This is a genomic window from Citreimonas sp., from assembly GCF_042096055.1.
Lineage (GTDB): Bacteria > Pseudomonadota > Alphaproteobacteria > Rhodobacterales > Rhodobacteraceae > Citreimonas.
The window spans coordinates 36,208-50,595 of sequence record NZ_JBELMH010000008.1; the positions used below are offsets into that span (position 1 = coordinate 36,208).

The 14,388-nt window shown below is 68.5% G+C and carries 15 protein-coding genes; 10 read left to right on the forward strand and 5 right to left on the reverse strand.

The annotated features are described in order from the left end of the window. Positions 1-1,116 (forward strand): UdgX family uracil-DNA binding protein (locus tag ACFDTC_RS03710; protein ID WP_375257523.1); only part of this gene is annotated, 1,116 nt, incomplete at its 5' end. Positions 1,117-1,336: 220 nt separating this feature from the next. Here the strand turns inward: ACFDTC_RS03710 and ACFDTC_RS03715 are convergent. The 5 genes from ACFDTC_RS03715 to ACFDTC_RS03735 form a co-directional block, all read right to left on the reverse strand. Further along, positions 1,337-2,359: a uroporphyrinogen decarboxylase family protein gene (locus ACFDTC_RS03715; protein ID WP_375257524.1), complete on the reverse strand. Its 1,023-nt coding sequence runs from the start codon at positions 2,357-2,359 to the stop codon at positions 1,337-1,339. A gap of 85 nt (positions 2,360-2,444) precedes the next feature. Then, positions 2,445-3,275, reverse strand: coding sequence for a c-type cytochrome (locus ACFDTC_RS03720; protein WP_375257525.1), 831 nt, complete (start codon positions 3,273-3,275; stop codon positions 2,445-2,447). 67 nt (positions 3,276-3,342) lie between these two features. Further along, positions 3,343-4,854, reverse strand: a complete 1,512-nt coding sequence (locus ACFDTC_RS03725) for an amidohydrolase family protein (RefSeq protein ID WP_375257526.1) — start codon at positions 4,852-4,854, stop codon at positions 3,343-3,345. A 26-nt stretch (positions 4,855-4,880) separates the two neighbouring features. After that, a complete protein-coding gene (locus ACFDTC_RS03730; RefSeq protein WP_375257527.1) occupies positions 4,881-5,684 on the reverse strand; it encodes an IclR family transcriptional regulator C-terminal domain-containing protein in 804 nt (267 codons plus the stop codon). Further along, positions 5,681-6,553 (reverse strand): dioxygenase, encoded by an 873-nt coding sequence (locus ACFDTC_RS03735; RefSeq protein ID WP_375257528.1) that lies wholly within the window; start codon positions 6,551-6,553, stop codon positions 5,681-5,683. Before ACFDTC_RS03735 ends, ACFDTC_RS03730 begins: the two co-directional genes overlap by 4 nt. Before the next feature lie 159 nt (positions 6,554-6,712). Between ACFDTC_RS03735 and ACFDTC_RS03740 the strand changes: the two genes are divergently transcribed. The 9 genes from ACFDTC_RS03740 to ACFDTC_RS03780 form a co-directional block, all read left to right on the forward strand. Further along, positions 6,713-7,516 carry a citryl-CoA lyase gene (locus ACFDTC_RS03740; protein WP_375257529.1) on the forward strand — a complete coding sequence of 268 codons (804 nt, stop codon included), beginning with the start codon at positions 6,713-6,715 and terminating at the stop codon, positions 7,514-7,516. Further along, positions 7,513-8,655, forward strand: coding sequence for a CaiB/BaiF CoA transferase family protein (locus tag ACFDTC_RS03745; RefSeq protein ID WP_375257530.1), 1,143 nt, complete (start codon positions 7,513-7,515; stop codon positions 8,653-8,655). The genes ACFDTC_RS03740 and ACFDTC_RS03745 overlap by 4 nt, the downstream gene beginning before the upstream one ends. 25 nt (positions 8,656-8,680) lie before the next feature. Further along, on the forward strand, positions 8,681-9,082 hold the full coding sequence (locus tag ACFDTC_RS03750; protein ID WP_375257531.1) for a YciI family protein: 402 nt from the start codon (positions 8,681-8,683) through the stop codon (positions 9,080-9,082). A 23-nt stretch (positions 9,083-9,105) separates the two neighbouring features. Continuing rightward, a complete protein-coding gene (locus ACFDTC_RS03755; protein ID WP_375257532.1) occupies positions 9,106-10,176 on the forward strand; it encodes a C4-dicarboxylate TRAP transporter substrate-binding protein in 1,071 nt (356 codons plus the stop codon). Between the two features lie 4 nt (positions 10,177-10,180). After that, on the forward strand, positions 10,181-10,747 hold the full coding sequence (locus ACFDTC_RS03760; protein WP_375257533.1) for a TRAP transporter small permease subunit: 567 nt from the start codon (positions 10,181-10,183) through the stop codon (positions 10,745-10,747). Next, positions 10,744-12,054 (forward strand): TRAP transporter large permease, encoded by a 1,311-nt coding sequence (locus ACFDTC_RS03765; protein WP_375257534.1) that lies wholly within the window; start codon positions 10,744-10,746, stop codon positions 12,052-12,054. The genes ACFDTC_RS03760 and ACFDTC_RS03765 overlap by 4 nt, the downstream gene beginning before the upstream one ends. Positions 12,055-12,063: 9 nt before the next feature. Beyond that, on the forward strand, positions 12,064-12,591 hold the full coding sequence (locus ACFDTC_RS03770; RefSeq protein WP_375257535.1) for an NADPH-dependent FMN reductase: 528 nt from the start codon (positions 12,064-12,066) through the stop codon (positions 12,589-12,591). Positions 12,592-12,714: 123 nt separating this feature from the next. Next, the gene (locus tag ACFDTC_RS03775; protein WP_375257536.1) at positions 12,715-13,572 is read left to right on the forward strand and encodes a hypothetical protein; all 858 of its coding nucleotides are present in this window, start codon (positions 12,715-12,717) and stop codon (positions 13,570-13,572) included. 97 nt (positions 13,573-13,669) lie between these two features. Continuing rightward, positions 13,670-14,388 (forward strand): 2-dehydro-3-deoxygalactonokinase (locus tag ACFDTC_RS03780; RefSeq protein WP_375257537.1); only part of this gene is annotated, 719 nt, incomplete at its 3' end.

The window sequence follows — 14,388 nt, forward strand, 5'->3', positions numbered from 1 at the left end:
CCGCTCGTGGCCGAGGCCGAGCGCATCGCCAAGGACATCCGCCGCGACCTGCACAAGATGCACGCCTTCGTGCGCTTCCGCGAGGTCGGTGACCAGTCCGCGCGCCGCCGCTTCGCCGCCTGGTTCGAGCCCACCCACCGGATCGAGGAGCCGGTGGCCGACTTCTTCGTCAACCGCTTCGGCGACATGGACTGGGCCATCGTCACGCCCGAGGTCACGCTGACCTACGAAGGCAAAACGCTGTCCATGCAGGCGAAGGCCAGCCCGCGTCCGAATGACGGCGACGCGCTCGAGGCGCTCTGGACCACCTATTACAGCAACATCTTCAACCCCGCGCGGCTGAAGGTCGACGCGATGAAGGCCGAGATGCCGGTCAAGTACTGGCGGAACCTGCCCGAGGCGCGCGTCATTCCCCAACTGATCGCCGGCGCGCGCGCCAAGGTTACCGCCATGCAACAGGCCGGGCCCAGCGTGCCGCCGCCGCAATTCGACCGCCGCAGGATGCCGATGCCCGAACCGCTCGACGCCACGCCTCTCGATGCGCTCGCCCGCGAGGCCGCCGGCTGCACGCGCTGTCCACTGCATTGCAACGCCACTCAGACGGTCTTCGGCGAAGGACCGCAGGATGCCAGCCTGATGATCGTGGGCGAACAACCCGGCGACCAGGAGGACTTGGCCGGCCGTCCGTTCGTGGGCCCGGCGGGACGGCTGTTCGACGAGCAGGCGCAGGCGGCGGGCTTTGTGCGCGAGAAGGTCTACGTCACGAACGCGGTGAAGCACTTCAAGTTCGTGCAGCGCGGCAAGCGTCGCATCCACCAGCGCCCCGACGCGGGCGAGGTGACCGCCTGCCGCTGGTGGCTGGACCGCGAGATCGCCACCGTGAAGCCCGGCCTGATCGTCGCCATGGGCGCCACCGCACTGCAGGCGCTGACCGGGTCGGGCAAAGGCATCCTCAAGCGTCGGGGGGGCATCGAGCCGGGGCCGGACGATATCCGCGTGCTGGCCACGGTGCATCCAAGCTACTTGCTGCGCCTGCCCGACCCGCAGGCGAAGGCACGCGAGACCGAGGCGTTCCGCGCCGATCTTGAGCGCGCGGCGGAGTTGCTGCGCGCCTGACGCGGGCGTCGAGGCACAGCGCCGTTCCGCAGGGTTTTCATAACCGTTTAACGATGGGACATGGCCGCTCCGCGGTGCTGCCACGATCCGGCCACACCTGGGCGGCAGAACGGGTTCACGGCCGCAAGGCGACCCCGGCGCTGCGCCCCAACAGCCCCCACCGAAGGGTGCAGCGCCGGGGGTAATATCCCCCGGCGCCGGTCTTCAATGTCCCGCGGTCTTACTGGTGCTCGGCGCGCACGATGGCTGCGCCGTCGGCCATCGCCTTCATCTTGCCGAAGGCCACGTCATGCGGCAGGTATTTCAGCCCGCAATCCGGTGCCACGATCACCTTGTCCGCGTCCACGTGCGGCAGCGCGCGGCGGATGCGGTCGGCGATCACCTCGGGCGTCTCGACCTTCATGTCCGACAGGTCGACGACGCCCAGAATGATCGTCTTGCCGCGCAGGTTCTCCAGCACCGAGGTGTCCAGGTTGCTTTGCGCGGTCTCGAGGCTGACCTGGTTGCACAGGCAGCCCGACAGCTGCGGCAGGAAGGAATAGCCCTCGGGGCGGGCGTGAATGATCGCCGCGTAGCCGAAGCAGATGTGCAGTGCCGTGGTGCCCGCTGCCCCTTCCAGCGCGGCGTTCACCGCCTCCAGCCCGTACTCCTCGGCCGCCTCGGGACGCGCCTGCATGTAGGGCTCGTCGATCTGCACCACGTCGGCGCCGGCGGCGAACAGGTCCGCGATCTCTTCCTTGACGGCCTGCGCGTAGGCCAGCGCAAGCTTGCGCGGGTCGCCGTAGTAATCGTCCTGCGCCTGCTGGCTCATGGTGAAGGGCCCGGGCAGGGTGATCTTGACCATGCGGTCGGTGTGTCGGCGCAGGAACTTCAGGTCCTCGACCTCGACGGCGTGCTTGCGGCGGATGTCGCCGACGATGCGCGGCACCGGGTTCGGGTGGCCGGAGCGGTCCAGCGCGGTGCCCGGATTGTCGATGTCGACGCCGTCGAGCGCCGTGGCGAAACGGTTGGAATAGCTCTCGCGCCGGATCTCGCCGTCGGTGATGATGTCGAGGCCGGCCTCTTCCTGCAGCTTGATCGCCTCGATCGTGGCCGAGTTCTGCGCCTCTTCGATATGCTCGGGCGGGATGCGCCAAAGCTCGGCCGCGCGGGTGCGGGGCGGGAAGCGGCCGCCGAGCTTGGCGCGGTCGATGATCCATTCGGGCTGGGCGTAGCTGCCGACGAGCGAGGTGGGAAAGAGCATCGTGGTCCTCTCTGGTTGGGGCGCGGCGCGGGCTGTCCCGCGCCGCCTTCTAGTGTCAGGGATCGGACGGACGGTCCAGAGACCGTCAGGCGTCCGGTGCGCCGGGGATCGAACGCAGGTACAGCACCAGCGCGTTGAGATCCTGCGGCGTCATCTTGGCGAGGTAGGGATAGGGCATCGGCGGCAGCATCGGGCTGCCGTCGGGCCGCGTGCCGGTGGTGATCATCTGCGCGATCTCGGCATCGGTGTAGTCGGCCAGCCCCTCGGGGTGGTTGGTCAGGTTGGGTGCGACCGACACGCCCCAGGGCCCGTGGAACTCGAACCCGCCGCGGGCAAAGCCCGCGCCCCAGTCGGGGCCGGTGGGCGTCATCGGGCTGTGGCACTCCATGCAATGCCCGACCGCGGCGAGATAGGCGCCGTACTCCACCGTCTCGCCGGCCGCGGGGGCGGCGACGCTCTCGATCGGGGGGCCATAGGCCGGGGGCAGGGGGATGTTGTAGGTGCTGGTCCCGGCGTCGCTTTCGATTGCGGGCACGGTGCGCAGATACGCCACCACCGACGCCAGGTCGTCGTCCGAGATAGCGCGGTAGGCCGCGAACGGCATCGGCGGGCCGATGATGGTACCGTCCGGGCGCACGCCCTCGCGGATCGCCTTGCCCAGCTCGGCGTCGCTCCAGTCCGCGATTCGCGAGGCGGGCGTGATGTTTGGCGCGATCGCGGTGAAGGCCGCGCTGTCCTCGACCAGCCGGCCGGTCAGGTCGTTGGCCATGTCGAACCCTTCGGGCCCGATAGGCGTGTGGCAGTTGCCGCAGCCCATGATCGATTGGACCAGGTATTCGCCGCGCGCGATATCGCCTTGGGCGAAAGCGGGCGACACGGCCAGCACCGTGACGCCCGCAAGCAGTAATGACTTCATGATATCCTCCCGTGGGGTCGCGGGCCTACGCGAAAATGCACGCGGCCCGCGGGCAGGATAGCATTGTTCACGCGAAGAGGTCGCGCTCGATTCCGGCGGCCTCGAAAAGATAATCGCGGCTGGTTTCCAGCTCGGAGCGCAGGCGCGAGACGTCGAAGCCCAGAAGCTGGCCCTGCCATTTCGCCAGCCGCCCGGCGACCATCACGGTGTCGACGTTCGTCCGCTCCATCAGCGTCACGACCGCGCCCGGGGCGTTGTTGAGCGGTGCGACGTTGATCGCCTCGGCATCGAGCAGGATGATGTCGGCCTCCTTGCCCGGGGTGAGCGAGCCCACCTTGTCCGCCAGGCCCAGCCCCTCGGCGCCGCCCATGGTGGCGTGGCGGATCGCGTCGATGCACTGCATCAGCGCGGGGTAATCCTCGGCCCCCGACAGCGCGGCGTCGTTGACCCACATCCGCTGCAGCGTGATCAACCCGCGCATCTGGGTGAAGAAGTCGGCCGTCATCGTGCATTCCACGTCCGTCGACAGCGAGGTCGACAGCCCGAGGTCGATGCATTTCTGGATCGGCGGGTTGCCGTGGCGCATGTGCATCTCGATCGGCACTGCCAGGGAGACGTGGCTGCCGGCATCGGCCGCCGCCTGCCAGGCCATGTCGGACATGCCGGTCATGTGGATGAAGATGTTGTCGGGACCGAACATGCCGTCGCGGGCCAGCTGGTCGAACGTGTCGCGCATCCCGAAGGTGCCCACCACGTGCAGCGCGATCGGCAGGTTCAGCTCGCGGCCGATCTCCCACGCGGCTTCCCAGCCCGGCAGGTAGATCTCGCCGCCCATGGCCATGGTCAGAAGCTGGTCGGTGCTGCTGAAGTACTGCTCCTTGATGCGGCGCGCGTCGGCGGGGTACTGCGCGCGGTCGCCGTAGCCCTCGAAATAGCCGAAGACGCCGCGGCGGCCAGCATCGCGCAGACCCTCGATCGCGGCGTCGGAATGCTCGGGCGAATGGTGGATCTGGCTGACGTCCATCACCGTGGTGACGCCCGCGTCGAGCTGCGCGATGCCGCCGAACAGTTCGTTGATGTAGACGTCCTCGGGGCGGTAGACCATCGAGAACTTCTGCAGGATCGTGTCGTAGTAGTTCTGTTCGTTCACCGGGCGGCCGTCGTTGACCAGGATGCCGTTGGCAAGCTGGCTGCGCAGCGCGGTCTCGAACTGGTGGTGGTGGGTGTCGATGAAGCCCGGCATGACGATCTTGCCGGCCGCGTCGATCACAGCCGCGTCGCCCGCCTCGATATTGGCGCCGACCTCGACGATGCGGTTGCCCTCGACCAGCACGTCGCCGGTGGCGAAGTTGCCGACGCTGTCATCCATGCTCAGCACGACGCCGCCCTTGATCAGGACCCGGCGACCCGGCTCTCCGGTGCCCTGCGGCACGGCGGCCTGGTCGTGGGTGGCGGCACGCGCCTGGCCCGCGCCGAGACCGGTCAGCGTCGCCGCGGCGCCCACGGCCGAGGCCTTGAGCACGTCGCGACGGGTGGGGCAGGCGGCCTTGGGCGTCGTCGGTTTGCAAAGTCTGCACATGGTCGGGTCCTCTTCGAGTATGCGGCTCAGGCCGCGAAAATGGATTGCAGGACGGGATGGCGTTTCAGGTCGTGGCCGATGGCCGACGCCGCCGCCGTCAATTCGGGCAGGCGTTCGGCCACCAGCGTCTCGGGCGTCACGAGGCCGGTGTAGCCCGAGGTGTTGAGTGCGGCGACCGTGTCGCCGGCGGCGTTGCGGATCGGCACCGCGAGCGCGGTGATGCCGTAGTCGAGCTGGTCGACCGTGGTGGCGTAGCCGTCGGCGCGGGCCTTGGCGACGGCGGCGCGCAGCTGCGCGGGATCGGTGCAGGTCTTCGAGGTAAGCGCCTTGGCCTGCAGCGCGTCGAGATAGGCGCAGAGCGCGCCCTCGGGCAGGCCGGCCAGCAGCACGCGCCCCATCGACGTGGCATAAGCCGGGTAGCGCGCGCCCACCACGGCCGCCGCGCGGCGCGCGCGCTGGACCGAGTAATGCGCCACGTAGACCACGTCCGGCCCCGACAGCGCACCAACCGAGGCCGCGTCGCCGAAGCGCGCGACGATCTCGGCCACGCGCGGTTGCAGGATCTCGTCGATGCGCGCCGAGAAGTAGAAGCCCGACGCCAGGGTCATCACCTTGGGCGTCAGGTGGAACCGCTTGCCGCATTGCGACACGTAGCCCAGCGCCGTCAGCGTGATCAGCGACCGCCGCGCCGCCGCCGGAGACAGCCCGACCTTGCGGGCGATCTCGGACAGCGACATCTCGGGACTGGCCGCGTCGAATGCCTCGATGATCGCCAGCCCCTTGGCCAGCGCCTCGACGAATTCCGGCGGCCGGTCCTCGATCTGTATCACCGCTTCTTGCTTTCGGGGGCCAGCACGAAGTCGAACTTGAACATCGCGTCGGGCTTCTTCTCGGTCTCGATGTCCAGCTCGTCGAGCTTCTTGACCGGCTCGAGCTTGGCGATCAGCGACTTGCGCACGCCGAAGACGGCGTCGTTGTCGATGTACTCGGTGTTCTCGAAGAAGACCTCGGTGGTGATGTCGTGCATGCCCTCGGCGCGCACGATGTAGTGCAGGTGCGCCGCGCGCCAGGCGTGGCGGTTGCCGGCACGCAGAAGCTGACCCACGGGGCCGTCGTAGGGCACGGTGTAGGGCTTGGGCAGAACCGTTGTGTAGTAGTATCGGCCGTGCTCGTCGGTGGTGAACTTGCCGCGCAGGTCCATCTTGTCCTGGCCCTGCTCCTGCTCCTGGATCGGGTAGGTGCCGCTGGCATCGGCCTGCCAGGTGTCGACGATGGCGCCGGGCAGGGGCTTGTGCAGCGAATCGGTGACCTTGCCGTGCACCAGCACCGTCACGCCGTCGCGGTCGTCCGCCAAGTGTGCGCCCAGCTTCTTCTCAGGCGCGTTGTCGAGGTAGAACGGCCCGAGGTTCGAGCCTTCGGTGGCGCCGCCGCGGGTGTTGATCATGTCGACCAGCGCCGAGAAGCCCAGCACGTCCGACAGCAGAATGAATTCGTGCCGCTCGGGCGTCGAGATCTTCCCGCAATCGTAGAGGAAATTCAGCACGCCCATCCACTCTTCGTGGGTGACGTTCAGCTCGCGCGTGCAGTCGTGCAGGTGGTCGATGACCGAGTGCAGAATCTTCTCGAACCGGCTGTCGGGCTCGGTCTCGAAGCTGTCCTTCACCTTCTGCGTGATGTTGAACTGGTTGATATCGCTCATCTTTGCTCCTCCACTCGGGTGCCGCACCGGCAGCGCGACAATTTCGCCTTGACTGCGAAAGTAAACAGATCATTATTTTCGGCAAGAGGAAAAATTTTCGCATACCGAAAATCGGGTGCGGAGGTTGGGACGCGACCGAACGGACCGAAAGGGAGAGCCATGCGCATCGGCAAGCAGGACAACGCCTTCACCGCGATCGCCACATCGGACGCCGACAGCATCACGATCCGTGGTCATGACCTGTGCGGCGATCTGATCGGCCAGATCGATTTCACCGACTACTTCTGGCTTCTGGTGCTGGGCGAGAAGCCCACCCAGCCGCAGCGCCGCATGATGGACGCCTGCCTCGTGGCCATCGCCGAGCACGGGCTGGTCCCGTCGGTTCAGGCCGCGCGCATGACGCTGGCCGCCGGCCCCGAGGCCTACCAGGGCGCGATGGCCGCCGGCATCCTCGGCATGGGCTCGGTCGTGGCCGGCTCGTCCGAGGTGGGCGGGCGCTATCTGCAGGAAGTGCTCGACAAGGCCGAGACCGATGGCACCGACCTCGAGACCGCCGTCATCGCCTCGCTGAAGGAACACAAGGCGACCAAGCGCAAGGTCGCGGGGCTGGGTCATCCGCAGCATTCGGGCGGCGACCCGCGCGCGCACCGGCTGATCGCTGTGGCGAAAGAGGAAGGCATCGCCGGCCGCTACTGCGAGGTGCTGGACCTGCTCGGCAAGCACGCCAGCGACATCATCGGCCGTCCGCTGCCGATCAACGTCTCGGGCGCGATCCCGGCGACGATCCTCGACGCGGGTTGGCCGCTGCAGGCGCTGAAGGCCGTGCCGATCCTAGCGCGCACCGCCGGCCTTGCCGCGCACCTGTTCGAGGAACAGGCCCGGTCGATCGGATTCATCATGTCGAACCACGCCGACCAGGCGATCAGCTACGACGGCAAGGGCGCCAAGGAGGCGGCAGAATGAAGATCCTCAAGGACATCCGCGTCGTCGAGCTGGGCACCTACATCACCGGGCCGGCCTGCGGCATGCACCTCGCCGACCTCGGCGCCGACGTGATCAAGGTCGAGCGTCCGGGCACGGGCGATCCGTTCCGCGCCTTCAAGGGCGGGCTCTATTCGCCGCATTACCAGACCTACAACCGCAACAAGCGGTCCATCGCGCTGGACACCAAGCAGCCCGAGGACCTGCAGGTGCTGCATGACCTCGTGGCCACTGCCGACGTGTTCATCCAGAACTTCCGCCCGGGCGTGGCCGAGCGGCTGGGCGCCGGCGAGGACGAGCTGCGCAAGATCAAGCCCGACCTGATCTACTGCGCGATCTCTGGCTTCGGCACGTCCGGCCCGTCACGCGACCGGCCCGCCTACGACACCGTCGCGCAAGCGGCATCGGGCTATCTGCGCCTGCTGACCCCGCCGGAAAACCCGCGCGTGATCGGCCCCGCCATCGCCGACGCCGTCACCGGGCAATACGCCGCGATGGCGTGCCTCGCCGCGCTGCTGGAGCGCAGCACATCGGGGCAGGGCCGCCGCGTCGACATCTCGATGCTCGAGGCGATGAGCCACTTCAACCTCGACAGCTTCACGCATTACTTCAGCGTGGGCGAGGTCATGGGCCCGCTGTCGCGCCCCGTGGTCAGCCAGAGCTACACGTTCGAATGCAAGGACGGGAAGTGGGTCGCGATCCACATGTCTTCGCCCACCAAGTTCTGGGAGGGCCTGCTGGACGCCACCGGCCAGCGGCAGCTGAACGAGGACCCGCGCTTCAACGAGCGGCTGGAGCGGATCAAGCACCAGGACGAGCTGATCGAGCACTTCACCCCGATCTTCAAGGGCAAGACGCGCGACGAATGGTGTGCTTTGCTGCTGGAGAACGAGGTGCCGCATTCGCCTGCCTACGACAGCGACGAGGCGCTGGAGGACCCGCAGGCGCAGCATCTCAAGCTGAAGGTCACGGCGCCGTCGTCGGAACTGGGCACCTTCACCACCGTGCGGCCGCCTTACAACTTCGACGGCGCGCCGGAACTCGACGTCGCGCCGCCGCCGACGCTGGACGAACACGGCGCGCAGATCCGCGAAGAGATCGCCCGCCGCAAGGCCGGCTGAACCGACCGCCTTGGAGGAGGACACAATGAGCGAAGACAATCCGAAATCGGTGCCCGTGGGCGCGGTGCTCGACGCCTCGAAGGGCATGCTGCAAAAGCAGCTCTTCGCAATTTTCACCACGCCCGTGGACGGCCTCGGCGCCGTGTTCGCCAACATGGAGGAGCACCTGAACTTCCAGGTGCAGCTCGAGAAGGACGGCATTCTCTACGCCGCTGGCCCGCTCTGGACCGACGACGGCCAGGAGTGGGAGGGCGAGGGCATGGTCATCGTGCGCGCCGACAGCGCCGCCGACGCCAAGGCCATCGCCGAGCGCGACCCGATGCACAAGGCCGGCGCGCGGGCGTTCCGCATCCGGCCGTGGCTGATCAACGAAGGATCGGTCACGATCAGGCTCGACAATTCGACGCAGACTTTCACCATCACCTGATGATCTCGACAGGGAGGAAACCAATGAGACATCTGCTTGGCGCCATCGTGGCGGGCACGCTGGCCGTGCCGGCCGCGGCGCAAGAGACGATCAACCTGACCGTGGCCTCGTCGCACCCGACCGTGGTGCCGTGGGTCGGCATGATCCAGACGCACTTCATGGCCCGGACCGACGAGATCCTGGCCGAATCCGGCAACTACGAGATCGAGTGGAACGAGGCGTTCGGCGGCCAGCTCTACAAGGCCAACGCGACGCTGTCGTCGGTCGAGCAGGGCATCACCGACATCGGCTGGGTGTTCTCGTTCCTCGAGCAGGCCGAACTGCCGCTGAGCCAGGCGTCGTCGAACGCGCCCTTCGCGACCTCGAACCCGCCGGTCCTGCTCGACACGATGCAGGAGCTGCTCGAGACCAACGAGGCGTTTCGCGACGAGTGGGAAAGCCACAACCTGGTCGTGCTGGGCCTCACCGCCACCGACCTCTACGACATCTACACCAAGGAGCCGCTGACCGGCATCGACGACATCGACGGCATGAAGCTGTCGGCGCCGGGCGTGCTGGGCTCGTGGCTGCGCGGCACCGGAGCCAACGCGGTCGACGGCGCGCTGACCACCTTCTACACCGACGTTCAGACCGGCGTGTCCGATGGCGCGCTGACGCTGGCGCTGGGTGCGCTGCCGATCAAGCTCTACGAGGTGGCGCCCTACATCAACCGCTTCGACGGCGGCGCGGCGTTCTCGGGCGCGGTGGCGATCAACCGCGACACCTGGGACACGCTGCCCGAGGAAGTGCAGAACGCCATGCTGGAAGCGGGCGACTACTACACCGAAAGCCACGGGATCGACCTGGTCGAGCGTCACGAGGCCGCGCTGCAGGCGATGGTCGAAGCCGGCGCCAACCAGAGCACTCCGGTGCAGATCGTCGAGATGCCCGAGGGCGAGACCGAGAAGTGGGTGTCCAAGCTGCCGAACATCGCGGCCGACTGGGCACAGCCGCTCGAGGATCGCGGCATCCCCGCGAACCAGTTCCTGGCCGACTACATGGAAGGCCTGCGCGCCCGCGGCGAGGATCCGGCCCGCGACTGGGACAAAGAGTAATCCCGTGAAGCCGCTGGACAGCAACCAGGGCGCCGCCGACGGCTCGGCGGCGCCCTCCCTCGCCGGGCCGGCGCGGGCCTGGCGCTTCGTGGTCGAGGCGCTGGCCGTGCTGGGCACGGTGATGATCGGCGTCCTGGGCGTGATCATCTGCGCCGACATCGTGGCGCGCAACTCGATGGGCGCCTCGCTGCCGCTGGTGTCCGAGATGGGCGCGCTGTTGCTGGTGATGATCGTCGCGCTGCAACTGGCCACCACGATCCGCGCCGGCCGGCTGGCGCGGACCGAGTTCTTCATCACCGCCGTCGAGGCACGCTCGCCGCGCGCGGCAGCGGCCCTGATGGTGCTGTTCAACCTCGCCGGCGCGTGGATGCTGGGCCTGATCGCCTGGTCGACGGTCGACGTGCTGACCGGCGCCTGGGAGGCGGCCGAGTTCATCGGCATCGTCGGCATCGCCACGCTGCCCACCTGGCCGTTCCGCCTGCTGATCCTGCTGGGCTTCGGCGTCGCCGCCATCGAATTCGTCGTCCGCGCGTTGGCGGACGCCCGCATCGTCATCGGAGGCCGCCCATGAGTTCGCTTGAAATCGGATCGGCCGCGATCGTCGGGCTGATCGCCCTGATCGGCATCGGCATGCCGATCGGCCTGGGCATGCTGCTGGTGTCGTTCATCGGCGTGGCGCTGATCCGCAACGACGCGGTGGCGACCAACATGATGACCGCCGTCGCCAACGACAGCCTCGAGGAATATCTCTTCGCCGTGGTGCCGCTGTTCGTGCTGATGGGCCTGCTGGTCACCGTCTCGGGCGTCGGCCGCGACACGTTCGACGTGTTCCAGCGGATGCTGCACAAGGTGACCGCCGGCCTCGGCATCGCCACGGTCTTCGCCAACGCGGTCTTCGCGTCGATCACCGGCGTGTCGATCGCCTCGGCCACGGTGTTCAGCCGCGTCGCGGTCCCCGAGATGAAGCGTCACGGCTATACCCGCAAGTTCGCCACCGGCGTCGTCGCGGGCTCCTCGGTGCTGGGTATGCTGATCCCGCCCTCGCTGCTGCTGATCGTCTACGCGGTCCTGGCCGAGCAATCGGTGGGCGCGATGTTCCTCGCCGGCATCGGCCCGGGCATCCTGCTCAGCGCGGTGTTCTGCGTGACCATCCTGTGGCTGGCGCGCAATCGCAGCGACTTCGTGTTCGAGCGCACCGACGTCGAGCCGTTCGAAGACATCGGCTGGGGCGCCGTCGCGGCCAAGTTCGTGCCGATCCTGTCGCTGATGCTGCTGGTGCTCGGCGGCCTCTACGGCGGCTTCTTCAACCCGACCGAGGCCGGCGCCGCGGGCGCGGTGGGCGCGCTGGTGATCGCGCTGTGGCGCCGTTCGCTCGACCGCCGGACGTTCTGGAACCTGCTGGTCGAGACCGGGCAGATCACCGTGTCGGTGCTGTTCCTGATCCTCGCCGCCACGTTCTTCAGCCGGATGCTGGCGCTCTCGGGCGTGCCTCGCGAACTGGCCGAATTCTTCCTGCAGGACGCCATCGGGCCCTACGGGTTCCTGATCGCCTACCTGCTGCTGATCGTCGTGCTGGGCTGCCTGATCGACTCGATCTCGATCATGCTGATCATGCTTCCCATCGCGCTGCCGGTGGCCGATGCGGCCGGGTTCGACCTGATCTGGTTCGGCATCCTGACCGTCGTCTGCGTCGAGATGGGGCTGCTGACGCCGCCCTTCGGCCTGTCCGTCTACACCATCAAGTCCGCCATGGACGATGCCGATATGAGCGTGGGAGAGGTTTTCCGCGGCGCGCTGCCCTTCGTGGGCGCGATGGCCGTGGCGCTGGTGATCCTCGTCCTGTTCCCGCCGATATCGACCTGGCTGACACGCATATAAGGAAGTCCAATGCCCAAACTCCTGTTCATGACCGGCAGCCTGCGGTCCCAGTCGTCCTCGCGCGCGGTGGCGCAGGCGCTGATGTCCCGGGTCGGTGATCGCGCCACCTGCGAGACCGCCGACATCGCGTCGCTACCGCACTACAATTCGGACATCACCGACGATGCCGCCGTGGCCAGGCTGATCGACCAGGTCGGTGCCGCCGACGGCGTGGTCTTCGTGACGCCGGAATACAATTACGGCATCCCCGGCGTGCTGAAGAACGCGATCGACTGGGCCTCGCGCCCGGCGTTCGAGAGCGTCTTCAAGCTCAAGCCGTGCTTCATCGTCACCACCTCGGCCGGGGCCGCGGGCGGGGTGCGCGCGCAGGGACACCTCAAGCAGGTGCTCAACGGCATGATGGCGCTGCCGCATCCCGGCAAGGAGATCCTCGTGCCCTTCGCGGTCAAGAAGGTCGAGAACGGCACCTTCCAGGACGACGACATCCTGGCCTTCGCGGGCGCGCAGCTCGACGAGTTCCTGGCCGGTCTCGACTGATCGCGCGGCGCCGGGCGGCTCCATCGCCCGGCGTCACCTGCCGCAGCGGCAACCCCGATGGCGGCGGTTTTCTCGGAACCGCCGGACGCGTGACGCATTCCTCATCTACGGGGGGAGAACGTCATGTCGCATGCATATCGGTACTGCCAAGGGCCCGTCCGGACCGCGTCCGGCACGCTCTACGAGGTCTTTCACCACGCGCGCGGCACGCCCGTGCTGTCGGCACAAGGCGAGACACTGAGTGCCGCGTGGACGGCGCTCGGGCGGCGCGTCGACCACGCCGATCCCGACTGGCGCGCCTCTCCGCAGCTGGTCGAGGCGCTGAACCTGCCGAAATCCCGCCAGGGCGCGCCCGACGCGGTGCAGCGCGACACCGCGCTGGCGCTGGCCGCCAACGCACACGGCGGCGCCACCTTCGCGGCGATTGCCGACGCCGACGTGCGTGCGGCCTGCCTTGGCGCCTTCGCCCGCCTCGCGGAGCTCGGAACGACGCTCCCGCGGAACGAGCCACTGCTTTACGACCTGCGCTGCGCGGGCTCGGTCATCCGGGCCGGCGTGGTGATCGTCCTGTCAGATTCCCGGTCCGCCACCCTCGCCGTCGTCGACGACCGCAACGCGGCGCAGCGCTTCCTGTGCGCGTGGCGCGGCGGATCGCAGGCGACGATGCCGGCTTTCGATGCGGTCACCGTGCGCGCGGCCTCGGGCTGGTTCGCGCTGGCGATGCGCGACGCGCTCGGCTGCGCCTTCGATGTCGAGATGACGCGCCGACGCAGCGGTTCGACCGGGCCGATGCTGGCCGCCGGTGCGGTGCTGTTGGGCGCGATCGCCAAGGGCCTGCCCGACCGCCCGCTGGCGCAGCCCAACGGCACCGGCGCACTGGCGACCCATGCGCTGCAATCGGTCTGCATGCTGACACGCCTGCCGCCCGCACGCCCGGCGGCGCAGCCCGCCATCGGGCAGCGGGTGGTGTCGTGGGAATAGCCCCGCCCCGGTGGACAAGCGCCGCCTGAAGGCGCATGCATCCCTCTGAAACGCACGCGTCCCCCACGACCGGGGCGCGCCGGGAAGAGGGAAGCCGATGCACGATCCCACGCAGCGTCCGGACTGGATCGCGCTGGACTGGCGCGCCGCGGCTCCGCGCGTCTGGCTGATGACCGACGAAGGCTCGGTGATCGACACGCGCGCGTCGGACAGCAAGGGGCAGAACGGCGACGGCTTCGGATCCGTGCTGCTGGCGCTGATCGGCGACGTGCTGGACGGTGCGGCGCCCATGCCGGTCATCGGCTGCGGCACCGCCGGTGGGCAGGTCCGGGCGCCCGGTGTCGCGGTGCCGGCGCCGCCACCTTCGGGCGAGGCGGCGCTGCGGATCGAGACGCGCGATCCGCGGCTCGACCTGCGGATCCTTCCGGGCATGCGTCAGGGCGCCCCCGCGGACATGATGACCGGAGAAGAGACGACGCTCGCCGGCGCTTTGGCCGCCCGGCCCGGCTTCGACGGCGTGTTCTGCCTGCCCGGCGCGCATACGCGGTGGGTGCAGGTCAGCGCGGGCGAGATCGTCAGCTTCCGCACCTTCATGACAGGCGAGCTGTTCGCACTTCTGGCGCGGCAATCCGTGCTGAGTTCGGACATGGGCGAAGAGGGCGCGTGGGACGACGCGGCCTTCGCTGAGGCGGTCGGCGACGCGATCTCGCGGCCGCAGGGGATCGGCGCCGCGCTCTTCGGCATCCGCGCCGACGCGGTGCTGAACGGACTGGCGCCCGGCGCGGCCCGCGCGCGGCTGGCAGGGCTGCTGATCGG

Excerpts from the sequence above, each read along its gene's own strand:
- ACFDTC_RS03775 (WP_375257536.1), top strand. The coding sequence starts at position 12,715 with ATGTCGCATGCATATCGGTACTGCCAAGGGCCCGTCCGGACCGCGTCC.
- ACFDTC_RS03720 (WP_375257525.1), bottom strand. The coding sequence starts at position 3,275 with ATGAAGTCATTACTGCTTGCGGGCGTCACGGTGCTGGCCGTGTCGCCC.
- ACFDTC_RS03715 (WP_375257524.1), bottom strand. The coding sequence starts at position 2,359 with ATGCTCTTTCCCACCTCGCTCGTCGGCAGCTACGCCCAGCCCGAATGG.
- ACFDTC_RS03765 (WP_375257534.1), top strand. The coding sequence starts at position 10,744 with ATGAGTTCGCTTGAAATCGGATCGGCCGCGATCGTCGGGCTGATCGCC.
- ACFDTC_RS03725 (WP_375257526.1), bottom strand. The coding sequence starts at position 4,854 with ATGTGCAGACTTTGCAAACCGACGACGCCCAAGGCCGCCTGCCCCACC.
- ACFDTC_RS03770 (WP_375257535.1), top strand. The coding sequence starts at position 12,064 with ATGCCCAAACTCCTGTTCATGACCGGCAGCCTGCGGTCCCAGTCGTCC.
- ACFDTC_RS03750 (WP_375257531.1), top strand. The coding sequence starts at position 8,681 with ATGAGCGAAGACAATCCGAAATCGGTGCCCGTGGGCGCGGTGCTCGAC.
- ACFDTC_RS03735 (WP_375257528.1), bottom strand. The coding sequence starts at position 6,553 with ATGAGCGATATCAACCAGTTCAACATCACGCAGAAGGTGAAGGACAGC.
- ACFDTC_RS03745 (WP_375257530.1), top strand. The coding sequence starts at position 7,513 with ATGAAGATCCTCAAGGACATCCGCGTCGTCGAGCTGGGCACCTACATC.
- ACFDTC_RS03755 (WP_375257532.1), top strand. The coding sequence starts at position 9,106 with ATGAGACATCTGCTTGGCGCCATCGTGGCGGGCACGCTGGCCGTGCCG.
- ACFDTC_RS03740 (WP_375257529.1), top strand. The coding sequence starts at position 6,713 with ATGCGCATCGGCAAGCAGGACAACGCCTTCACCGCGATCGCCACATCG.